This window comes from Nostoc sp. UIC 10890 (assembly GCF_054786515.1).
In genome coordinates, this window is sequence record NZ_JBSGKF010000001.1 from 5,145,696 (window position 1) to 5,168,337 (window position 22,642).

Consider the following 22,642-nt stretch of genomic DNA (forward strand, 5'->3'; position numbering starts at 1 on the left):
CATTATACATAATGGCTTAATTATTAGTACTTTGTCAAGCTTTTTATGGAAACTAAATTTTAAATATCTCATCAACCACCTAACACTCGCTACGACACTTGCAACAAATAGGTCATACAGTGCCCCATCAAAAAGTAAACTACTAACATGGCAGCAGCAGCCAGAGCAACTAATGTACCAGCCAACATGAGAGAAAATTCTTTACTCTCATAGGCTCTTTCCATTAAGTGCAGCGACCACGCTACCAGGGCTACATCAAAAAGTAAAATAGGAAGCAACATATTTTTTAATATTTGTTAATACTTGTAAAATAATATTAACACCCTTTCAGGGAAGTGTGTCTAACCTCAGATAGATGTCATTAAATGCTAAATGGAGGTTCAGGAGATTAGTCTGACTGGCACATTGCGATCGCGCAAGTAATTCTTAATTTCTGCTACGCTTAATTGTCCGTAATGTAACAGGGATGCGAGTAATGCCGCTTCCGCTTTGCCTTCAGTTAGGGCAGTGTAGATATGTTCACAATTACCTGCACCACCAGAAGCAATGACTGGAATTTCTACAGCATCGGCGATCGCCCGTGTAATCTCGATGTCATACCCAGCTTGGGTTCCATCAGCATCCATACTTGTAACTAGCAGTTCTCCGGCCCCCCGTTTTTCAACTTCTTGTGCCCAAAGTAGAGCATCTAAGCCTGTGTTTTCCCTGCCACCCCGCACATACACATCCCAACCTGGATTTTCCGGGTTATTTCTGCGTCTGGCATCAATAGCAACAACTATGCACTGATTACCAAAGCGATCGCTGGCCCGATTAATCAAGTCTGGATCACGCACCGCCGCAGAATTAATACTAACCTTATCTGCGCCCGCTCGTAACAAAGCTTTAACATTTTCTAAGGATTGGATACCACCACCCACAGTCAATGGAATAAAGACCTGTTCAGCAGTTCGGTAGACCACATCTAAAATTGTAGCTCGGTCTTCATGAGTAGCTGTAATATCCAGAAATACTAACTCATCAGCACCGGCTTCGTTGTAAACCTTGGCCAGCTCTACCGGATCGCCTGCATCTTGGAGATTGACAAAGTTAACTCCTTTTACAACCCGTCCCGCCTTCACATCTAAGCACGGTAAGATTCTTTTAGATAACATAATAACTTTTGTACTTCTGGGTAATTGACCGGAATTTAAATTTTAAATTGGCGCGGGTATTTCCAAACGAAAATTTTCACAGAAATGGGGCATTGGGCATTGGTTCTTCTTTGTTCCCCTACCTCCCCTGCTCCCTGCTCCCTGCTCCCTGCTCCCTGCCCCCACTCCCACTCCCTAGTCCCTTAAAAGTAGATAGCTGAAATTATGGCGATAATATCCTCGAAAAAACAGCCTCCAGAACCCAACGGAGAACCAAAGCAGCGTCGAGAGTCGGCGAAAGCACCATCCACAGACAATATTTTGCAACCTGAAGCTGCTATTGATGAAGAAGATAAGCAAGAAGAGGGTATTCGACCGCAGCGATTTGCCGATTACATTGGGCAAAAAGATTTAAAGGATGTGCTAGATATTGCCATCAAAGCGGCCAAGTCTCGTGGTGAGGTACTGGATCACTTGCTGCTGTATGGGCCGCCGGGATTGGGTAAAACCACAATGGCAATGATTTTAGCATCGGAAATGGGGGTAAATTACAAAATTACCAGTGCGCCAGCCCTAGAACGTCCACGAGATATTGTCGGGCTACTGGTAAATCTTAAGCCAGGGGATATTTTATTTGTGGATGAAATTCATCGCCTCTCGCGGATGACAGAAGAAATTCTCTATCCGGCGATGGAAGATTATCGCTTAGATATTACTATTGGGAAGGGTTCCAGCGCTCGTATTAGAAGTTTGCCGCTGTCAAAGTTTACCTTAGTAGGGGCTACAACGCGTGTAGGTGCTTTAACTTCACCACTGCGCGATCGCTTCGGTTTAATTCAAAAACTGCGATTTTACGAAGTTGACGAACTGACTAAAATTGTACTGCGAACTGCTCAATTACTTAAAACCCCCGTTACAGAAGATGGTGCCGCAGAAATTGCTCGTCGGTCACGCGGAACGCCACGGATTGCCAATAGGCTACTAAAAAGAGTACGTGATTATGCGGAAGTAAAAATATCTGGTGAGATTAGTGAAAGTATTGCATCTGAGGCATTGCAACTATTTCAAGTAGATCCCTGCGGTTTAGATTGGACAGATCGCCAAATGCTGAGTGTGATAATTGAACAATTTAACGGCGGGCCAGTGGGGTTAGAAACAATGGCAGCAACGACGGGTGAAGATACCCAAACCATTGAAGAGGTATACGAACCTTACCTCATGCAAATTGGGTATTTAACTCGGACTCATCGTGGCAGAATGGCGACTAAGGCAGCATACAAGCATTTGGGATTCACGCCGCCTAATGAACAGTTGTCATTATTGTAATTATGGGCATTGGGCATTGATACTCGTAAATGAGCCTTTGAACTCCATTCCTCTGCCCCATGCTCAATGACAAATGACAAATGACAAATGACAAAGAACAAATTAGGTAAACCTAGATGATTAAATTGATTGGTATTGTTCTCAGTCTGTTACTTGTGTTTGGCTGGGGTACTCCAGTTATGGCACAATCTCAACCGCCCAACATTACTGAAGAACAGTTAAAACAAGGTGATGAGTGGGCAAATCAAGCATTTACAGCGACGAATCAAGGTGATTTTGCGACGGCTGAAACTTACTGGACAAAAATTATTGACGAATTTCCCACTAATGCGGGGGCGTGGAGTAACCGGGGAAATTCGCGGGTGAGTCAGAATAAGTTACAAGAAGCGCTGGCAGATTATAACAAAGCTATTGAATTAGCGCCGAATGTCACCGATCCATATTTAAATCGGGGTGCGGCATTGGAAGGGTTGGGAAAATGGGACGATGCGATCGCAGATTATAATCATGTCTTAGAACTCGATCCTAATGATGCGATGGCATATAACAATCGCGGTAATGCCAAAACAGGTTTAGGAAAATGGGAAGATGCGATCGCAGACTACAAAAAATCTAATGAGATAGCCCCAAATTTTGCCTTCGCCCGTGCAAACTATGCCCTTGCTCTTTATGAAACAGGTCAAAAAGAGCAAGCAATCCGCGAGATGCGAAATATCGCCCGTAAATACTCCAAATTTGCTGATGTGCGTGCCGCCCTCACAGCTGCATATTGGGTAAATGGAGAACAAGGTGAAGCCGAAAGCAACTGGGTTGCAGCTTATGGACTTGATAGCCGCTACAAAGATATCGACTGGGTAAAAAATATCCGCCGTTGGCCTCCCAGCCTAGTTACAGCTTTGGATAAGTTCTTAAAAATCCAGTAGGCATTTGTAACTCAGCAAAAATTTTTTCTTTGCCTATATACCTGTTTTCTGGTATACATCATTGTAAATATGCAGAAACAGGAATTATGACTCATTTTGGACTGATCTGCCCAGCAGCAACTGGTCATCTTAACCCCATGACCACGCTAGGGTACGAACTTAAAAAACGTGGTCATCGTGTCACCCTATTCGGTATACTTGACGCTCAATCTAAGACACTAGCGGCTGGATTAGAATTTTGGGCAATTGGCGAGTCTGAGTTTCCCCGTGGAGTGATGGCGCAATTGTTTGGCCAATTAGGAGAACTTAGTGGATTAGCTGCCCTGCGGTATACGATAGCTTGGATACAGAACATGGCAGCTATGTTTCTTAGGGAAGCTCCACAAGCCCTTAAAGAAGCTGGGGTAGAGGCATTGCTAGTAGATCAGGTTTCACCCGAAGGAGGAACAATTGCAGAGTTCTTAGGCATCCCCTTTGTCAGTGTGTGCAACGCCATGATGATTAATCGGGATCTCAGCGTTCCACCTTTTAACACATCTTGGAGCTATAGCTCTACCTGGTGGGCATTTTTACGCAACAGAGCAGGTTATGAATTGTTAAACTATGTTAGGCAACCAATCCGGGAGGTAATAGATGAGTATCGCCGAGAATGGAAGTTAGCCCCTCATTTTAGTGCCAACGACTACTACTCTCAACTAGCTCAGATCAGCCAACAGCCTGCCGATTTGGAATTTCCAAGAAAGAATTTACCTAATAGTTTCCATTTCACAGGGCCATACCATAACACAGTCACAAGGGAACCCGTATCTTTCCCCTTTGAAAAATTGACTGGGCAACCGTTAATTTATGCCTCAATGGGGACTGTACAAAATCGCCTATTGAAAATTTTCAAATTTTTTGCCGAAGCTTGTAAAGAGTTAGATGCTCAATTAGTTATTTCTTTAGGTGGTTCTGCAACTCCAGAGTCTCTACAAGGGCTGCCCGGAAATCCACTGGTTGTTGCTTATGCACCCCAACTGGAATTGCTGCAAAAAGCTACTCTCACCATTACCCATGCTGGCATGAATACCACTTTAGAATCTTTGAGTAATGCAGTGCCGATGGTGGCAATACCAATTACCAACGATCAACCAGGTGTAGCAGCACGTTTAGTTTGGGCTGGTGCTGGTGAAATGATTCCCCTAGCCCGATTGAATGTTCCCCGATTGCAAACTGCTATAGAAAAGGTGCTAACGGAAGATTCATATAAGAAGAATGCAGTTAGGTTACAACAGGCGATTCAGAAAGCAGGGGGGGTTGGTCGGGCCGCTGATATTATTGAACAAGTAATATTTACAGGAAAGCCTGTCTTAACTGAAACATAGCAATGAATAGCTTTCATGTGGGCAAGATGATCTATTCTGTAGCTGATGGCCATTTAATTCCAATTTCCAGAACGGATTTTTTGGACATCTTCAAAAAGAGCCGACTTAAATTCTAATCCTAGTAACTGTTTTAGTTTAGGGCTGGCACGATCTAAAACTTCCTGCTGCATATCATGCAACGGGTTTTCAAGAGGACGAACATACTTAGGAGCATAGTTACCAAGGATCGTCAAGCAAAACTTTTCCTTGCAGTTTCTCCTTCTCGGCTAGTTGGAGAACAAGCGATCGCGCTTCCAATGCCTGTGTTGGATTTAACACTTCAGGAATCAGGATATAACCTTTTCCTGTAATAATTTCATCTACTAAACTTGCAACATCTTTCATGGTAAATGCCTCCCTGGCGATCGCATTCTCAAACTTTCTAAACAAAACTAGTTTCTCGAACTACCTGATTTTGCTGGCGTTTCCCAGTCACCACCATCTTTACGCCACCTGCTGGGCTAAATAGCAAACCCTTACGTACTGGCTGCACTGGTTTGCTATCAGCCAGTTCCATTTCCCAGAGAGACAGTACTTTTGCCAACACCAGTTTCATCTCAAACAAGGCAAATGCCATTCCAATACAGCGACGGTTCCCGCCACCAAAGGGTAAATACTCATAAGGAGAAAATTGCCGTTCCAGAAAACGCTCTGGCTTAAATTGCTTCGACTCTGGATATAAATCTTCTCGATGATGGGTCAAATAAATAGAGGGAATGATCAAAGTCCCAGGTTCAAAGTTATATTCCCCAATTTGTAGCGGTGATTTGACCAATCGATTTAGTCCCGATACCGCTACTGGGTAAAGGCGTAGGGTTTCAGAACAGACAGCATTCAAATAAGGCAATCGGAAAATGGCATTTGGGTCTGGTTGTTCACCCAACTTATCTAATTCTTGCAGCAGTTTTTCCCGCACCTGGGGCTGATGATGAATCCAATAAAGTGCCCATGATAAGGAAGTTGCAGTAGTTTCGTGACCCGCTACTAATAGGGTCATCAGTTCATCACGTAATTCCAAGTCTGTCATCGGCTCTCCCGCCTCATCACGAGCAGCCATCATCAAAGATAGAATATCAGTCCGAGATGGATCAGGTTGTGCTTTGCGATCGCGAATCTGGGCATAGATAAGTTCATCAATTTGCTGCCGTAAACGCAAGTATTTCCCCCAAGGACTCCACGCTCCTAAATCCTGTCGCAGTGATGGGAAAAGAAGTAGAACTGTTCTTAAGATAGGGATTTTGGGATTCAGGATTGCAATCAGGAGTTCATAAAGTTTGTCGTAACGTGGCCCATCTTCTAGACCAAATACAGCTTTCAAAATTACTTGGAAAGAGATTGCTTGCATTGATGGCATAACTGCAAAGGTTTCTCCAACCTGCCACTGATTAGTTACTTGCTCAGTGATATTGCAGATTAATTCACCATAAGCTAGCATTCGTTCCCCATGTAAAGGTGGTGTCAATAGCTTTCGTTGTCGCTGATGAGGCTTTCCTTCCAGCGCTAGTAGTGATTGGCGTCCTAATAAAGGCGCTTGAATACCTGCTGATTCACCGGAGTCTAACTGTTTTGGATCTGTAGTAAAAATTTGCCCAATCGCTTGAGGATTGCTAATGAAAACTTGAGGAGCAACATTTTGTCCTAGCTGAAGAGTGAAGATATCACCATAGCGTTTAGCACAGTCTTCGATGTATTCTAAGGGATTAGTAAGCCATTGATACGTCTGTACCCAAGGGTGAGTTTGAGGGCCGTTAGGCAGTTTAAGTGCAGACATTTCTATTAATCTCCCAATGATTAAAGCAAGATTGTTATCAGTCAGTCATTCATACACCCGTAGCTTGATTAATCTTAGAACACAGATTGGGGAGATGAACTGACCAATTTTTGAATCTGTCTTGGGGTTAATTCTTGCACATTAGGTAAAACTACTGCTGCTCCTGCTGCTATCAATGTCTCATTATAAGCATCACTACGCGCTGCTGTTTCCTGGACATGGGGAGGTAAAACGCCTACACCAAGCCAAGTGCGAGTAGAATCTAGACTCCGCGCTTTCTCAACGGTATACATATCTGCTACCGTATCTCCTACATACACGATCGCTAATCTTTCCTCAATTCCATTTTCTAACTCACGAACTGTAGCGAAAAGTCCCGTAGGGTCAGGTTTCCCTGGTGCATCTTCCATCGCAATCAACACTGGAGATGCCAAACCCAGGCGTTTTTCTAATACGTAGTTAGCGGAAGCACGAGTTGCACCGCTAAAAAATCCCCAAGCAATCCCAGCTTCGGTAAGTTGTTCTAAATAGCTAGGTTGCAATAATAAAGGTTCATTACAGATATACCCTGTAAAATTATTTGGGTCAGGGCCGCGGTAACGGGATTGAAAAAAAGCAACGATCGCACCATAATCTAGTTGCAGTTGCTCACGGCTCTGTTGTTGAGTTTCAAAGTAGCGGTAAATTAATTCCTGCGATGCTTCCCAATCGTTATTCCACACGCCTTCAGACTTCAGTTGGTCAATATCTAGTGGGGTTGGACGATATGCTTGGGTAGTAAAATATTCTACCGTATCTGCGATCGCCCGGCGATAGGAACCGCTAACATCGCGCACAACGCCATCAATATCGAAAATAACGATCGCTTTTACAGAAGTTGGTTGAGTCATGGGGTAGGAAGCAAAAGAGTTTTACATCATCATAAAACGTGAAATCATGACTCAGGTAAAAAATCGGGGTCGAGGGATTGCTCTGGCGTGAAGGGAGATTGTTCGGGGAAGGTAGCCAAATGCAATTCAGTTTCATCGGCAGCCAAGAGTCTAGCATCGTCATAACATAGCCTAAAAACCTCATCAAAATATGGTTTGAGGCTAGGACTTTCTTCTAGAGCTTGTCTAATGCGTTTGCGATGCTCCCGAATTGTTGCTCGCCAACTACCAGAGCGCTTCTCGGCTTGATATTTATACTTCAATAGGTGCATTAGCACCACTTCCAAGTTGCTTCTAAGTGCTTTCTTTTCACTCCTGCCCATTGTTTCAATTTCTTCAATCAAATTCTCCAAATCCAGTTCTGTGAGCCGACCTTGTTTGAGCAGTTCTGCTGTGGTTTGAATCCACAGGTAAAAATCTTGCTCATACAAATCTGAACCAGATGTTGTTTGAGATTGGGGCAGTTGGGCAGTCATAAGCATCTTTAGTTAGCGCCGACTACACCTTATGCTAGCCCAATCCAATCACTGTTTGGTCATTTGATAGGGTATTGCGTTAAAATAAGCGATCGCTATCCTAGTTAAATAATGCCCGGAAATTCCCGGAGGTGTGATTGACCAAGTTTATTTTGAAAATTCTGTGGTTAGACGAGAACGTTGCTCTAGCAGTGGATCAAGTTGTAGGCAAAGGCACCAGTCCCTTGACTAAGTACTTTTTTTGGCCCAGAAATGATGCCTGGGAAGAGTTAAAAAAGGAATTAGAGTCCAAACATTGGATTACTGACCTGGATCGTGTTGAGTTGCTTAACAAAGCAACAGAAGTGATTAACTACTGGCAAGAGGAAGGCAGAAACCGTCCAATGGCAGAAGCTCAGTTGAAATTTCCAGAAGTTGCCTTCACAGGTAGCGCCTGATATTACAAAATTAGCTATTGTCCTGTTCTACAAGCTGCCACAGTTTGATAGTCTTGTCCCGGCTGCCGCTTGCAATTAATTGTGTAACTTTGCTCATAGCAACAGCAGATACTGAGTCTACATGACCAGAGAGAGTAACAATCTCTTCTGCTGTGCTTACCCTCCAAAGTTTAACTGTTTTGTCGCAACTTGCACTTAGGAGCGTTTCGCCATCGGCAGTAAAAGCCACAGCCACCACAGACCAAGAATGGCCTACAAGTGTGCAAATTAGCTGACCTGTGTTTACCTCCCACAATTTAATAGTGTTATCATCACTACCCGTCGCCAAAATTTTCCCATCGGGACTAAAAGCGACTGTCAAAACCGCCCATGCATGACCCGAAAGGGTGCCTAAAAAGCTATAGCATGGGCGGTTTTCAACAGGGCAGGGGGCAGAGGGCAGGGAGAAAAGGGAAATGTTCTCCGCCCCTTGTGGATAGTTTTTTAACTCAATACTATTCATATCCCCCTGCTCCCTGCTCCCTGCTCCCCTGCCTCTTCCTAATGCAGATATCTGCCACAGGCGAATTGTTCTGTCATAACTAGCACTGGCTAAAAGCTGTCCTTGGGGACTAAATGCTACTGAATTTACCTGTAATTGGTGTCCAGTTATGGTGCAAATTTCTCTGCCAGTATTGACATCCCAAAGTTTAACTGTCTTATCCCAACTACCACTAGCGAGAATCTGCCCATCTGGACTGAAAGCAACTGATTTTACAGCGTGTGAGTGTCCCAATAGGGTGCAGATTTCTTTTAATGTCTCAACCTCCCATAATTTAATTGTTTTATCGTCGCTAGCAGTTGCCAAAATTTGACCATCAGGACTGAAGGTAACTGATTTTACGGCTTGGGAATGTCCTGATAACCTAGCTAGGACTTTTTTGGTATTTAAATCCCACAATTTGATGTTTTTGTCATCACTAGCACTGGCTAAAGTGTAACTGTCGGGACTGATGGCAAGGTCATTCACACTACTCAATGTCCCAGAATGCCCAGTTAGGGTATGCAAACATCGCCAAGGAGGATTTGGTAATTTCAAATTTTGAGTTTTATATTCGATACCCATTGCTTGCATAACTTCATCAGCCGATTGAAAGCGCTGGTCAACAGCATTTTGCAGCAACTTGTCGAGGATTTGTGCCAAGCGATCGCTTATCTTACTAGTAAGATAATCTCGCCAAACCCAGCAATCATTTGCAATATCAAATAAATCAAAGGGAGGAATCTGGGTAAGTAAGTAAATACAAGTTACACCCAAGCTATATAAATCACTAGCAAAAACGGCTTTCCCCTTTATTTGTTCTGGTGCAGCGTATTCTGGACTGCCGATACTAGTTTCAAATGTTAGCTGATCGATTTCTGTGACAATTTTCGCAGTGCTAAAATCAACTATAACGAAATTTCCCTTTTTGGTAATTGGGGATCTACGGATGATATTGTGGGGTTTAATATCGCGGTGGATGATGTGGCGTAGGCGTAGCCCGCCGCAGGCATCGCTAATAAACTGCAAAACTGGCAACAAATCTTCTAACAGTTGCCAAATCTGAGTCTCATTAAAAGCGCCTTCTTCTTCAACCACCTGAGCTAAATTAGTGCCTGCAATAAACTCCTGCACTAAATAAAAATGCCCTTTCTGTTGAAAATAAGTTAATAAGGTGGGAATTTGGGGATGCTTTCCTAATTCCTCTAGCTTTTGTGCCTTTTGCTGAAAAGTTTCCAATGTTTCGTATTTCAGCGATAATTCTTGAACAACGCAAGGAACTGGCGGAAACTGACCTTCATCAACAGCAAGGAAAGTTTTACAGAATCCCCCTTTACCAATCTGCTTGAGTAAACGATAACGTTCTTGTAAAAGCAAAATTTATCCGCCAGAGTTACAGGTAGCCAGAGCGAATAGAATTCGCGGCTACACAAACTAATACCATTTCACTTTAATAATGATACAAATACGTGGGCAAGGGTTTAGCAGTGCTCATTGGTGTCAACTTAAGTTAAAAGTCTTTTCAAATCTCGTTTCCAGCCTCTGGGCTGGAAATGCTGCTCTTGGCGGCTCTGCCGCCAGCAAGGGAGGCGGAGCCTCTAAGATGGCATTCCCAGGCGGAGACTGGGAACGAGACATGTATCCAGATTTTCGTGAAATGGTATAAGTCCGCCTTTGCGGACTAAGGAAAATTGAGGGTTTGAAACCCACCGAGGTGGGTTTTGCCTGTATAGACGCAGTTTATCAAAAAAGTAAAGGTTCAAAACCGTACTTCGTGCCGCTACGCTAACGCTCGTTGTGGGCGAAAAAATCCTTGTATCTCAAGGTAGGTAAAAACCCCACCCCTAGTATTGGGCTGAGTTTAATTGCGTTAGCGGAGGGGGCGTTAGCCCATTGCGAATTGCGAATCGGATTTATAACCGCCCTTTTAACGTTAAGTTGACTTATCCGCCGGAAAATTCACAACTATCGGTGGAATACCGTTTTCTGTGGTTGGTTGTGCTTTAGTAACTACTGGTTGTGGATGCAAAGGTGTTGGTGTCAATTCCCCCTTACCAGTTTGATTCCATAAAATCATGGATAGTAGCCCATCTACTAAGCCGTTATTGCTACCGTTGCTGCCAACTAAGACATCTGGTATCAAGCGGACATTGCGATCGCCGATAATCTGCATCAGTTGCATTGCTGTATAACCTTGTGACCCCAAAGCTTCCACACCAGCGCGATAGGTTTCAGCTTTGGCGTTACCTGTAGCACGAATACCTTCAGCCTCAGCAATTGCCCGGAGTTTTGTCCCCTCGGCTTCACCATTTGCCTCTTTGATTTGGGCTTGGGCTTTTAGATCGGCAATATGTACACTCTGCTCCGATTTCACCATTTCTTGCTGGATATTAGCCAGTGCCGTTTCCCGGACAAGTTGCTGCCGTTGGGTTTGCGCCATCTGCTGGACTTCATAAGTCTTGCGTTCTTCTTCGGCAATTTTCCGGTCTGTCTGTGTCTGCATTAACGACGCTGGTGGCTGAATATCACCAATGAGGGTATCGATCGCTTGCACGTCATAAGCCCGCAATGCTGTTTTTATATACTCAGCAGCCTCAGATTGTCGTTCGCTCCGAGCGGTCAGAAAGTCTAATACAGTATAGTCTTGGGCTGAGTTGCGGAAATAATTACCGATGGTAGGTTCCAATACATGGTCTACCAGATTTTGCATTGCACCTACACGAGAAATTACCTTCGGCGCATCTAAAGCACCCACATGGATAATTTGCGCTACTTCTAAATCAAAAGCAAACCCATCACGCGATCGCACTGTCAAGGAAGCTAGTTGAGCATCATAGCTGTGACGTTCGGTGCGACCTGACCAGTTTAAGACAATGTTGGTCGTTGGCACTAGTTCCATCTTCATGATCCGGGAATTAATCGGGTGCTTACCAGGATATAGCGGTTCGACCCATACGCCCTTATGTCCCTGATTAACCAAGTTACCGTGGGTGAAAGCTGCACCGCTGACATCTTGATGTGCCTTACCCACGAAAGAAATTACCACACCCACATACCCAATGGGAATTTCCGTCATCGGCACTTGTTCAACTTGGACAAACCAAGGGTTCAAGTTCCAAGAACCAGAAAGCAACGTTTGCTCTTGTAAGCCTCTCCGCCCTCCGCCATTAATAAATTTCTGACCATTTTGGAAGTTGTCGTGTCCGTCAATTGTGGGGCCTGCAAGTTCACCGGCAGAGATTGGCAAACCATCTAAGGTAGTGACGATGCCAACTTTGTCCGATGCCAGACTGTATACCCGCAACTGTTCTGGAGTCATGCCATGAGCGCTGGCATTTGATGCCATGATGACTTTAAATAGGGCAGTGTTGATCCGGTACGTACCTGCGGTGAGAAAACCCATTTGCCGCCCTTTTTCCCCGCCTTGGGTAAGGAATTTCCGAGCATCTTGGAAGTTGTCACAATCTACGATTTTACCCAAAATCCGCTCTGGGGGGTTGGATGCGCCATCTGCTGCCACAATTAAAGCGATTTCCCCTTGGGGAACGACAATTACCGTCTCTTTTTTTACAGAATACTGCCAAGGCCAATAGCCCCAGTGCCAACCAGGAGCTAAAGTATCTGCCTGTAAGCCAGCTTCCGCGTTGAGGGCAATCAAACTGCCGGCGGGGAGTCCACGCCCGGAAAGGGTAAATTTCCTAACTACAATACCTACTTCGCGTTCACCAATGACTACAAGTCCGCCAAAGAAAAGGGGGACGAATATGATGAAACCGCCCACAAGGACGATGGGAACCATTACAAAAGGATCAATTCCAGCAGCTTGATATTGATTCCTGCTAATTTGTAATTGGGCAATATTTGGTTTGGTCTGATTTCGCTGGACAGTTGCCGAAGTAATTTCTTTTGCAGTAGTTATTTTTACGGTAGTAGCATTAGCAGAATTAATACTACTAGCCATCGCTAATGTTGCTACGATAGATGCTGCAAAAAGAGCTACCTTATTTTGTTTACGAGTACCAAGCAAAGATGAAAAGCTTTTCATAATTTGTGCCCATTTGGGCAACTAATTAGTTAAGTTAACACTTCAGCAAGGCTGACCTCGATTTCTTAAACTTGACGTAATTTTTTTAAAAGTTAATAAATAAGGAGTCAGAAAGGATTCGCTTTGCGCGTAGCTATCGAGCGTCTTGATTCTGACTCCTGAATTCTGACTCCTGAATTCTGAGTTCTCTTTAATAAATATTTTGTAGGTTGGGCAATATCCAACCTACAAAGTGGAAATATAAAGTTAAATTAGACCAAACCGCCAGCGGCTTGAAACCGAGCGCGGGCACGTTTGAAGGCTTGGTTTGCCTGGATTTGGGCTTGGCGATCGTCTCCTGTAACTTGATTCAGACGCGCTTCTGCTTGGTTGTAAGCAGTACGGGCTTCATCAAGGTTAATTTTGTCGCCACGTTCAGCGCCATTAACCAGAATTGTCACTTCATTTTCTTCGACTTCGGCAAAACCGCCCAAAAGAGCGATCGCTTGCCAATTCTGATTTTTAGCGGCGCGGACTCGCATTACACCAGTATCCAGGGCGGTCAAAAGTGGTGCGTGTCCAGTTAAAATACCTAGTTGACCAGTAGTGCTAGGCAAAACTACTTCTTCAGCTGGGGCATCCCATACTGTTTTGTCTGGGGAAATTACACGAACGGTTAATGTCATTTGTCTTTTGTCCTTTGTCTGTTGTCTTTATGTCCTTTGTCTTTTGTCTTTTGTCATTTGTAATTGCCATTAGTCATTAGCACTTGAACTAATGACTAATGACTAATGACCAATGACCAATGACCAATGACCAACGACTAATGACTAACCTTTGATTTTTGCAGCTTTAGCGATCGCTTCGTTGATGTCACCAACCAAGTAGAAAGCCTGTTCTGGCAGATCATCCAACTCACCAGACAGAATCTTTTGGAACCCTTTGATGGTGTCTTCCAACTTCACGTACTTACCAGGAGAACCGGTGAATACTTCTGCTACAAAGAATGGCTGAGACAAGAAACGCTCAACTTTCCGGGCCCGCGCTACGATGAGACGGTCATCTTCAGACAATTCATCTAGACCAAGAATGGCGATAATGTCTTGGAGTTCTTTATAACGTTGCAGAGTTGATTGCACCGCCCGCGCAGTATTGTAGTGTTCGTCACCTACAATGTTGGGCTGGAGCATGGTGGAAGTTGAGTTCAGCGGGTCAACTGCGGGATAAATTCCCTTAGCTGCCAAACCACGAGACAGTACTGTTGTACCATCCAAGTGGGCGAAGGTGGTAGCAGGTGCGGGGTCGGTGAGGTCATCCGCAGGTACGTACACTGCCTGAATGGAGGTAATGGAACCCTCTGTAGTTGAGGTAATCCGCTCTTGCAGTTCACCCACGTCGGTTCCCAATGTCGGCTGATATCCTACCGCTGAGGGCATCCGACCCAGTAGCGCCGATACTTCCGAACCTGCTTGTACAAACCGGAAAATGTTGTCGATAAACAACAGCACATCCTGCTTGTTCACATCGCGGAAGTACTCTGCTACTGTCAATCCCGAAAGACCAACCCGCATTCTGGCTCCGGGTGGCTCGTTCATTTGACCGTAAACTAGAGCAATTTTTGATTCGTTGAGGTTGTCATTGTTGATAACCCCAGACTCAATCATTTCGTTGTAAAGGTCATTACCTTCACGAGTCCGCTCACCCACGCCTGCAAAAACGGATACTCCACCATGCTGGGTAGCGATGTTGTTGATCAACTCCATCATGATCACGGTCTTACCAACACCAGCACCGCCGAACAGACCAATCTTACCGCCGCGTCGATAGGGAGTCAGAAGGTCAACAACTTTAATCCCAGTCTCAAACACCGAAGGTTTGGTTTCCAGGTCAGTAAATTTGGGAGCAGAACGGTGGATGGGTAGAGTCGCCTCAGCATTTACTGGGCCTCTGTTGTCCACAGGTTCGCCAAGGACGTTGAAAATTCGACCCAAGGTGGCTTTACCAACTGGTACGGTAATTGGAGCGCCTGTATCGGTGACTTCAAAACCGCGCACTAAGCCTTCGGTGGAACTCATTGCAACAGTTCTCACCTGGTTGTCGCCCAGCAATTGCTGTACTTCAACGGTGATGTTGATTTCCTGTCCAGCTTCGTTGGTGCCTTTGATTTTCAAAGCGTTGTAGATTTGTGGCAATTTCCCGCCGGGAAATTTAACGTCTACAACTGGGCCAATGATTTGGGTAATGTAGCCAATGTTTGTTTTTTCTGCGGTTGTGACCATGCTGCGCCTAATGAGTGAAGCTATATTTCAGATACGGTCGGAGAAGACATAAAATTAAGCAATGTCACCTTTCAGATTAGCACTGAACGACCCTACTCTACGCCATAAATTGATCCTTAAGACTGGGGCTTGGGGATCAAAATTAAGGTAAGTTTTAAGATGAGGCTAGGAAAGACCCAAAATCAAAACGCCGTGTCAGGATGGTGCAGAGGCGGCGGGCTTCAAAGTCAGTTAGGAATAATTCTAGGCTTTGTATCATGTCCGCATCATTAGCTATGCTAATCACAGTTATTACATCCCATACGCCAGTTGCTCATAGGGGAAACCCAGGCGATCGCATTGAGTAACTTTGAGACTAAATGGCAGCGAAACGAGCCTCATCTACCTTGAGAGTTGTACCTGTGTTGAAGGAGGCAGAAGGCAGAAGGGAAACCTCTCCCATAAAAAAATATTTAATTCTTGCAAATGTATAGAAAGTAACCATACAAAAATCTGCTGTCCTGCCAGAAGACATTCTGTAAAATATTACAAACTATGAAAATTAGTTCATGAACACATAAAAAATACTACCCTTTTGCAAGCAGCCATAACATTAGTCCAAAAGTTAGATAATTTTCAGAAAAATAGGTAGAAAAAACTGTTTTCAGTTCAGCCAAGCCACTCTTGCTTCATCTTCACACTTTCACTGAGCAACAGCTTATGAATTTCTCGTCAGCACGACAATATTTTTACCAAGAGATTCAGCAGTCTGACGAGCACATTGACTTAGCAAAGGCAGCTTTGTATATTGCACAAGAAGAATATCCCAAGCTAGATCAAGAAGAATACCTCAATGCCCTTGATACAATGGCATGGGAGTTACAAGAACGCCTCCCTGATTCACGATATCCTCTGCGGATAGTTCAAAGTATTAATCAGTATCTTTACGAAGATTTAAAGTTTTCTGGTAATAAAACTGACTATTACGACCCGCGCAACAGCTTTTTGAATGATGTAATTGACCGCCGATTGGGGATTCCCATTACCTTAGCACTGGTTTACCTAGAGGTTGCTCGACGGATTGATTTTCCGATGGTGGGTGTGGGAATGCCAGGACATTTCCTCATTCGCCCGGATATTCCAGATATAGAAATTTTTGTCGATGCTTTCAATGGCGGTGAAATAATATTTGCCCAAGATTGCGAAGAACGGCTATCTCAACTTTATCAGCAACCTGTGACGCTACAACCAGAATTTTTAGCCGTAGTCAGTAATCGGCAATTTTTGGCAAGGATACTGACAAATTTAAAATTTATTTACCTCAAACAGCAAGAGTTAGAAAAAACACTGGCAGCGGTTGAACGAATTTTATTGCTGTTTCCTGGTTTAACTTTAGAATTGCGCGATCGCGGCTTGATTTATTATCAACTAGGTTACTACCCCCAAGCCATAGACGACTTACAAAAATATTTAGTAACAGTTCCCGATGCCGAGGATGCATCTGTGATTCGGCGGCTACTTATCGAGTTGGATGAAAAGTGCTGAGTTGAGGAGCAGGGGAGCAGGGGAGCAGGGGAGCAGGGGAGCAGGGGAGCAGGGGGGAAGTTGCAGTAAGTTTTTCCCCTCTGCCCCTCTGCCCCTCTGCCCCTCTGCCCAATTACGAATTACGAATTACGAATTACGAATTATTTTCTTCTTCTGCGACTCGTTTGAGGCGGCGCAGCTGGGCTTGCATATCTGCTTTTGTCCAAGATGCGGCAAAGGTGTTAAAACCCCAACTTACTAATGGGTTAGGGATATCGTACTCAAAGCGGTTGAGTAGGAGCGTTCCCTTTTCTATGGGTTGACATTCCCAGCGATCGCGTCCTTGAAAAAATCCCTGAAATTCCCAGACTACTAAACCCGGTTGTCGTTCTACAACTACGCTATTCAAGGTGGGTTTTAGTAGAGGAATTTGAATAATAAAACGACTTTCACTGCCGATATCCGTACTCCAAGCTTCGCCCACAGGTTCGCAACGCAGGATGGGATTTAGCCAGCGGTGCATAAGGGTTAAATCGCTAATACAGCGCTCCACCACCGTAGCTGTAGCATTAATTTGAATCGATTGTTCCAAAACTTGGGACATTCTACTTTTTTATGCTGTTGCTCCACTTAGAATAACCCAAAATCAAGCACTTTCAGCACATTAATTGAGTATTGAGCATTTATCCAAATCATAAATAAAATGAGTTTACGGGTAATTTGCTGGTAAATTGATAGGCAAAACACTAGTAAACTTACTGGGGTGCAACATTATTCATTCAAACACCCTCTAGGCATCTCATAAGTATCTCCAGTGTTTTTGGTAAACACCTAAAAACCTTAATACCGGAAAACCATGAACACAACTTGGCAGGGAATAACCCAGTTGATAGATATTGGTTTATCGATGAGGGGACAGCAATTTTTAGCACAGTCGCCCAGCCTACAACCGGTGCAACCAGCAGTGAATCAAGGAATCGCTGATGTGCAAGGTATTGTTCAACAGTTGATTCTGTTTACACCCCGTCTACTGGGGGCGGTAGCAATTTTACTAGTAGGTTGGCTAATTGCAGCGATCGCAGCAGCGGTGACGCGAGGAATCCTCAGTCGAACAAACATAGATAACCGTATTGCCTCTGGGATAACGGGTCGTCAAGATGTTCCCCAAGTGGAGAAAATCATCTCCACTTTAGTCTTTTGGAGCATTATCCTATTGACGGCGGTAGCTGTTTTACAGACATTGGATCTGGAGATAGCTTCTCGACCCCTGAATAATTTTCTCAATCAACTTATTGGCTTTTTGCCAAAGTTGGTTGGTGCGGGAATCCTTTTGGGAGCCGCCTGGTTTTTGGCGACCATTGTGAAGATTATCACTGTCCGCTCATTACAGGCATTCAATCTGGATGAGCGTTTGAATCCAGAACCAGAAGACAGGGCACCCAGCCTTAATCAGCTGTCTCTAAGTGAAACGATTGGCAATGCTCTGTATTGGTTTATATTTTTACTGTTTCTCGCACCAGTTTTAGATACTCTCGGACTCAGGGAGGCTCTACAACCAGTACAAGCTTTAATAACAGAAGTTCTGCTAATTCTGCCAAACATTTTAGCGGCAATATTAATTGCTGTAGTTGGCTGGTTCATAGCTAATGTAGTCCGGCGGATTGTAACGAACTTGCTGGCGACAACTGGCATTGATCATTTAGGTAGTCGGTTGGGATTATCTGCAAGTGCGGGAGTGCAACCTCTATCGAATATTCTTGGCACAGTTGTCTATGTTTTGATTTTGATTCCTGTGGCGATCGCAGCCCTCAATGCCTTGGGGATTGCTGCGATATCCGTGCCTGCGATCGCAATGCTACAACAGGTTCTCAACGCCCTACCTGCAATCTTCACAGCCATAGCAATTTGGATTGTTGCCTATTTTGTTGGGCGGTTTGTTGCAGATTTGGTGACAAGTATCCTCACGAATTTAGGCTTTAATAACATTTTCACGATTTTGGGTCTGACAACACCCACTAGACGAATCGAAATTTCAACAGAACCAACAGTTGAACCTACCCCAACTCGCACTCCATCGGAAATTGCAGGTATTGTTGCCTTAGTGGGTATCATGCTGTTTGCAACGGTGGCGGCGGTGAATATCTTGAATATTCCAGCCCTGACAGCATTAGTGTCTGGAATTGTGATTATATTCGGGCGGATTTTGGCAGGATTGGTGATCTTTGCCATTGGCTTATTCCTAGCAAATCTGGCTTTTAACATCATTACCAGTTCTGGCGATCGGCAAGCACAGATTTTGGGACAAGTGGCGCGGATTGCCATCATTACCTTAGTCTCTGCAATGGCACTGCAACAGATTGGAGTTGCCAGTGATATTGTGAATTTAGCCTTTGGACTTTTACTCGGTGCGATCGCAGTTGCGATCGCCCTAGCCTTTGGTCTGGGAGGGCGCGATATTGCAAGAGAGCAAGTTCAAGAATGGCTAAACTCTTTCAAAGGTAGAAACTAAAAATTGATGAAGGCGCAACTTCATCTGTAAATCTCGGAAAGTGCAGCCGTAAGCATCAATAATAGTGCATAACATCTATCGGCAATTTTAACTAAGAGCTTGAAAGTTAGAGCTAAATACGGTTTAGATAAGACTCGATCCCCCCAACCCCCTTAAAAAGGGGGGGCTAAGAATGGCTCTATTTCCCCCTTTTTAAGGGGGACTAAGGGGGATCTTTAAGAACTATGCACCTTAACCGAACCTATTGAGTTGGAGCAAGGAGACAGGAGGCAGAAAGCCTGACGCTCACGGACTCGCTAAGACTGCGCTATCTGCCCCCTGCCTGACTCGATAAACCATCAAAGTGTAATTGAATGAACCAGAGCAATCTATCGTTACCATCTGGGTGTGTCCTTCGCAAAGCAATCTCTGCGGATCAGTGGTCGATTCGATTGCTGGTATTCTCAGCAAAACTCGACCCAACCCAATTAAATTGGCAGCAATTTTGGGTAATTGAATGCGATGGAAATCTCGTAGCTTGCGGACAGCTACGTAATTTCTCAGGGGCACAAGAACTTGGTAGTTTGGTCGTTGCATCAGCTTGGAGAGGTCGCGGTTTAGGTACTTTGCTAACCCAGCATTTGATTAATACAGCAACGCAACCACTTTATCTTGAATGTTTAGGTCAACGACTGGCGCAGTTTTACAGTCGCTTTCACTTTGTGCCAATATCTTTTGAAGACTTGCCAAAATTTCCCAAGACAAGAGGCTTGTCTACGCTCAAGGGTAAATTTAGATTCTCGCAATTAGCTAAAAGGCTGCTCAGAGTTCCTGTGGTGCTTATGGAATATCGGGGTCAGACTAATTCGTAATTCGTAATTCGTAATTCGTAATTCGTAATTCGTAATTCGTAATTCGTAATTCGTAATTCGTAATTAAGATATGCAGAACTAGGCTTGAAAAAAAGCTATTTACAACCCTTTACTTTCCCCCTTCCCCATTCCCCATTCCCCATTCCCCCTTCCCCATCCCCCATTCCCCATTCCCCATTCCCCATTCCCTATTTTCAAATCGGAGGTTTAGCAAAAATCGTTAGTAAGACAGGCCCTAGTAAATAATGGTGATTCAAACACAATAAGCCAGCGGAGGAACCAAGAAGTTGACGTTGATTAGGGCTGTAGAGTCGAATTCCACGGGGAGAAATGGGCAATAATTGGGGTTCTGTCTCTTTTGTGGAAGTAATGTCAACCAAATAAAAGTGTCCGCCGGGAGAAAGTACCCGTGCTATCTCACTAAGCACCTGTTTCGGTTCCAGATAGTGTAAGAAGCTGATAGTGCTGAAAACAGCATCAAATTGACCATCAGCAAAGGGAAGAGACTCAGCTTTTCCCTCAATATAAATTAAACGTGGGCGGTGGCGGTTACTTTGTCTTGCTACCCGCAACATATTAGCAGATAAATCCAATCCCGTGGCTCGCAGATCGGGAAACTGAGTAGCAAGGCGCTCCAGTAAGCGTCCAGTACCACAACCTATATCAAGTACATTTGCTGACTCTGGTAAATCGACGTATTCCAGCAACCGTTTGTGAACGGCTCGATAAAATATTGAAGGAAAGAGCCAGTCATAACTTGGTGCCCATAGGTCAAAAAGTAGCTTTTTATTACTGAAAAAGTCATCAGTCATTAGTTTTCGCAGTTTCCTTAAAGCTTGATGCTTTTTTAGCTGCGCCTCCAAAAAGTTGGTTAACAATACAAATTCACTATAGCGATTCTGAATTGGTTATAATATCTGGCTTTTGTCGGGTTAGTTAAGATAGTCGGTGCGTTAGTCTGCGGCATAAAACAACGCATCGACTATCTTACGACAATGCAGTTTGGCACAAAAGATATGTTCGCTTTGACAAATTATCGGGAACTATAGCACTTGAATTTGTAGTTAATAGTGTGCCTAGAAACTCATTCTATCTCTGTAGAGAACTAAAGAACGAGCAATTAGTGCATAAAACTATAGAACCTAACCGTATCTATTTATAGAGGTTCAACTACAAAAAACTCAATCTAGTTTGAAATTATCAAGGTGAAAAATTATGACAAACTTTATTCAAGTTCGGTTACATAATGATCTATTGCATCCAGTCCGCGAGTGGTTGGAAACGATAGAAATTCATAACTCCAAATTGGCTCATTTCCTGTGCAAAGCTATTCCTGCTCAGTGTCCCTTTGAGCGAGACATCACGCTATTTGGTCGGAAGTTATTGCACATTCCACCGATGTGTAAATTAAATCCCCTATACGAGGAAGTGGTTGGTTTGCGTTTTAAAGCGCTCTGTTATCTTGCCGATGAATGCGGTGAAGATGTCACGGCTTATTGCTAATAGACAGTTGGATTATTCTTTGCTCAAGCAACCATCGGTAATTGCAGACTTACGGTTGTTACTTGCCTGGGTTTATACTAAGCTAACGTACACCTAATTAGATGTTTAGCTATTAATTAGCTGGCACCTCGAAGACAGTGTTTCCAGACAGTATTTTTGCTTACCGTATCCTGCTGAAATCATTAACATCATCATGACGCACATCTTACTGGTTGAAGATGAAGTCAAACTGGCGCGATTTGTCGAATTGGAATTGAATTATGAAGGCTATCAAGTCAGTATTGCCTACGATGGATTGACTGCACTCACCGCAGCGCGGGAGTTGCATCTGGATTTAGTAATTTTAGACTGGATGTTACCAGGTTTGTCGGGGTTGGAAATTTGCCGCCGCCTGCGAAGTATTGGTGATAAAGTACCGATAATCTTATTAACCATCAAAGATGAAGAGAGCGATCGCATTGCAGGCTTAGATGCTGGTGCTGATGATTACCTCGTTAAACCCTTCAGCGTTGATGAATTATTAGCCAGAGTCCGCAAACACCTGCAAAGAAGCCACCAAGCAGATGCCGCAGATATTTTAGAATTTGAAGACCTGAGTTTAAATCGTCGCACACGGGAAGTGTACCGAAATCAGCGGTTAATTGAGTTAACTGCTAAGGAATTTGATTTACTAGAATATCTACTCGCCCATCCGCGACAGGTAATTACCTGCGATCGCATTTTAGAGCAAGTCTGGGGTTACGACTTCATGGGCGATGCCAACATTATTGAAGCTTACATTCGCTACCTGCGCCTGAAACTTGAAGCCAATAACGAAAAATGCCTCATTCAGACTGTGAGTGGTGTTGGTTACACATTACGTGATTGAATTTGGGGATTGGGCTGAAGAGGCAGAGGGGCAGAGGGGCAGGGGAAGCAGGGGAAGCAGGGGAAGAAAATTAATTGCCCCAATCCCCAGTTCCCAATCCCCAAAATCCACTATCTTATGAAGATTTGGGGCTTTTGGCAATCTCAGTAAAAACTCATCCAACTCGGAGTTAATTATATTAGGATGC

The 22,642-nt window shown here is 44.1% G+C and carries 23 protein-coding genes; 10 read left to right on the top strand and 13 right to left on the bottom strand.

Going from position 1 to position 22,642, the window contains the following annotated elements:
* Positions 1-89: 89 nt before the first annotated feature.
* Entirely contained in the window at positions 90-281 is a 192-nt protein-coding gene (locus ACWATR_RS21240; RefSeq protein WP_069071057.1) for a hypothetical protein, read from the bottom strand.
* A 99-nt stretch (positions 282-380) separates the two neighbouring features.
* Positions 381-1,154, bottom strand: coding sequence for an imidazole glycerol phosphate synthase subunit HisF (gene hisF / locus ACWATR_RS21245; RefSeq protein ID WP_069071056.1), 774 nt, complete (start codon positions 1,152-1,154; stop codon positions 381-383).
* Positions 1,155-1,358: 204 nt separating this feature from the next.
* On the opposite strand from hisF, the gene ruvB reads away from it, so the two are divergent.
* The 3 genes from ruvB to ACWATR_RS21260 all read left to right on the top strand — a co-directional run bounded on the left by ruvB (position 1,359) and on the right by ACWATR_RS21260 (position 4,746).
* Entirely contained in the window at positions 1,359-2,459 is a 1,101-nt protein-coding gene (ruvB, locus tag ACWATR_RS21250) for a Holliday junction branch migration DNA helicase RuvB (RefSeq protein ID WP_460336679.1), read from the top strand.
* A gap of 116 nt (positions 2,460-2,575) precedes the next feature.
* Positions 2,576-3,382 (top strand): tetratricopeptide repeat protein, encoded by an 807-nt coding sequence (locus tag ACWATR_RS21255; RefSeq protein WP_460336682.1) that lies wholly within the window; start codon positions 2,576-2,578, stop codon positions 3,380-3,382.
* 86 nt (positions 3,383-3,468) lie between these two features.
* Positions 3,469-4,746 carry a glycosyltransferase gene (locus ACWATR_RS21260; RefSeq protein WP_460336685.1) on the top strand — a complete coding sequence of 426 codons (1,278 nt, stop codon included), beginning with the start codon at positions 3,469-3,471 and terminating at the stop codon, positions 4,744-4,746.
* Between the two features lie 53 nt (positions 4,747-4,799).
* Here ACWATR_RS21260 and ACWATR_RS21265 read toward each other — a convergent pair whose 3' ends face one another.
* The 5 genes from ACWATR_RS21265 to ACWATR_RS21285 all read right to left on the bottom strand — a co-directional run bounded on the left by ACWATR_RS21265 (position 4,800) and on the right by ACWATR_RS21285 (position 7,961).
* Entirely contained in the window at positions 4,800-4,979 is a 180-nt protein-coding gene (locus ACWATR_RS21265) for a hypothetical protein (RefSeq protein ID WP_460336688.1), read from the bottom strand.
* Complete coding sequence (locus ACWATR_RS21270; RefSeq protein ID WP_460336691.1) at positions 4,963-5,130, bottom strand: hypothetical protein; 168 nt, start codon at positions 5,128-5,130, stop codon at positions 4,963-4,965. The genes ACWATR_RS21265 and ACWATR_RS21270 overlap by 17 nt, the downstream gene beginning before the upstream one ends.
* Before the next feature lie 37 nt (positions 5,131-5,167).
* On the bottom strand, positions 5,168-6,556 hold the full coding sequence (locus ACWATR_RS21275) for a cytochrome P450 (RefSeq protein ID WP_460336695.1): 1,389 nt from the start codon (positions 6,554-6,556) through the stop codon (positions 5,168-5,170).
* A gap of 74 nt (positions 6,557-6,630) precedes the next feature.
* A complete protein-coding gene (locus ACWATR_RS21280; protein ID WP_460336698.1) occupies positions 6,631-7,446 on the bottom strand; it encodes a TIGR01548 family HAD-type hydrolase in 816 nt (271 codons plus the stop codon).
* Between the two features lie 44 nt (positions 7,447-7,490).
* On the bottom strand, positions 7,491-7,961 hold the full coding sequence (locus ACWATR_RS21285) for a DUF29 domain-containing protein (protein ID WP_460336701.1): 471 nt from the start codon (positions 7,959-7,961) through the stop codon (positions 7,491-7,493).
* Between the two features lie 137 nt (positions 7,962-8,098).
* Between ACWATR_RS21285 and ACWATR_RS21290 the strand changes: the two genes are divergently transcribed.
* Complete coding sequence (locus ACWATR_RS21290; protein WP_094333099.1) at positions 8,099-8,398, top strand: 30S ribosomal protein PSRP-3; 300 nt, start codon at positions 8,099-8,101, stop codon at positions 8,396-8,398.
* 10 nt (positions 8,399-8,408) lie between these two features.
* Here the strand turns inward: ACWATR_RS21290 and ACWATR_RS21295 are convergent, their stop codons facing one another.
* Positions 8,409-10,295: a protein kinase domain-containing protein gene (locus tag ACWATR_RS21295; RefSeq protein WP_460336706.1), complete on the bottom strand. Its 1,887-nt coding sequence runs from the start codon at positions 10,293-10,295 to the stop codon at positions 8,409-8,411.
* 79 nt (positions 10,296-10,374) lie between these two features.
* On the opposite strand from ACWATR_RS21295, the gene ACWATR_RS21300 reads away from it, so the two are divergent.
* Positions 10,375-10,584, top strand: coding sequence for a hypothetical protein (locus ACWATR_RS21300; protein WP_460336709.1), 210 nt, complete (start codon positions 10,375-10,377; stop codon positions 10,582-10,584).
* A gap of 267 nt (positions 10,585-10,851) precedes the next feature.
* Here the strand turns inward: ACWATR_RS21300 and ACWATR_RS21305 are convergent, their stop codons facing one another.
* The 3 genes from ACWATR_RS21305 to atpD all read right to left on the bottom strand — a co-directional run bounded on the left by ACWATR_RS21305 (position 10,852) and on the right by atpD (position 15,221).
* Positions 10,852-12,963, bottom strand: coding sequence for an SPFH domain-containing protein (locus ACWATR_RS21305; RefSeq protein ID WP_460336713.1), 2,112 nt, complete (start codon positions 12,961-12,963; stop codon positions 10,852-10,854).
* Between the two features lie 251 nt (positions 12,964-13,214).
* Positions 13,215-13,628: an ATP synthase F1 subunit epsilon gene (atpC, locus tag ACWATR_RS21310; protein ID WP_435023206.1), complete on the bottom strand. Its 414-nt coding sequence runs from the start codon at positions 13,626-13,628 to the stop codon at positions 13,215-13,217.
* 144 nt (positions 13,629-13,772) lie between these two features.
* Positions 13,773-15,221: a F0F1 ATP synthase subunit beta gene (atpD, locus tag ACWATR_RS21315; RefSeq protein WP_069071044.1), complete on the bottom strand. Its 1,449-nt coding sequence runs from the start codon at positions 15,219-15,221 to the stop codon at positions 13,773-13,775.
* Between the two features lie 699 nt (positions 15,222-15,920).
* On the opposite strand from atpD, the gene ACWATR_RS21320 reads away from it, so the two are divergent.
* Positions 15,921-16,745 (top strand): SirB1 family protein, encoded by an 825-nt coding sequence (locus ACWATR_RS21320; protein WP_460336718.1) that lies wholly within the window; start codon positions 15,921-15,923, stop codon positions 16,743-16,745.
* A 133-nt stretch (positions 16,746-16,878) separates the two neighbouring features.
* Here the strand turns inward: ACWATR_RS21320 and ACWATR_RS21325 are convergent, their stop codons facing one another.
* Positions 16,879-17,328, bottom strand: a complete 450-nt coding sequence (locus tag ACWATR_RS21325; RefSeq protein ID WP_460336721.1) for an SRPBCC family protein — start codon at positions 17,326-17,328, stop codon at positions 16,879-16,881.
* A gap of 252 nt (positions 17,329-17,580) precedes the next feature.
* On the opposite strand from ACWATR_RS21325, the gene ACWATR_RS21330 reads away from it, so the two are divergent.
* Positions 17,581-19,233, top strand: coding sequence for a mechanosensitive ion channel (locus ACWATR_RS21330; protein ID WP_460336724.1), 1,653 nt, complete (start codon positions 17,581-17,583; stop codon positions 19,231-19,233).
* A gap of 353 nt (positions 19,234-19,586) precedes the next feature.
* Positions 19,587-20,084, top strand: a complete 498-nt coding sequence (locus tag ACWATR_RS21335) for a GNAT family N-acetyltransferase (protein ID WP_460336727.1) — start codon at positions 19,587-19,589, stop codon at positions 20,082-20,084.
* Between the two features lie 194 nt (positions 20,085-20,278).
* On the opposite strand, the gene ACWATR_RS21340 is transcribed toward ACWATR_RS21335, so the two are convergent.
* A complete protein-coding gene (locus ACWATR_RS21340; protein ID WP_460336730.1) occupies positions 20,279-20,896 on the bottom strand; it encodes a class I SAM-dependent methyltransferase in 618 nt (205 codons plus the stop codon).
* A gap of 403 nt (positions 20,897-21,299) precedes the next feature.
* On the opposite strand from ACWATR_RS21340, the gene ACWATR_RS21345 reads away from it, so the two are divergent.
* Positions 21,300-21,587, top strand: coding sequence for a Mo-dependent nitrogenase C-terminal domain-containing protein (locus ACWATR_RS21345; protein ID WP_460336733.1), 288 nt, complete (start codon positions 21,300-21,302; stop codon positions 21,585-21,587).
* A gap of 193 nt (positions 21,588-21,780) precedes the next feature.
* On the top strand, positions 21,781-22,455 hold the full coding sequence (locus tag ACWATR_RS21350) for a response regulator transcription factor (RefSeq protein WP_460336736.1): 675 nt from the start codon (positions 21,781-21,783) through the stop codon (positions 22,453-22,455).
* Positions 22,456-22,642: the final 187 nt, after the last annotated feature.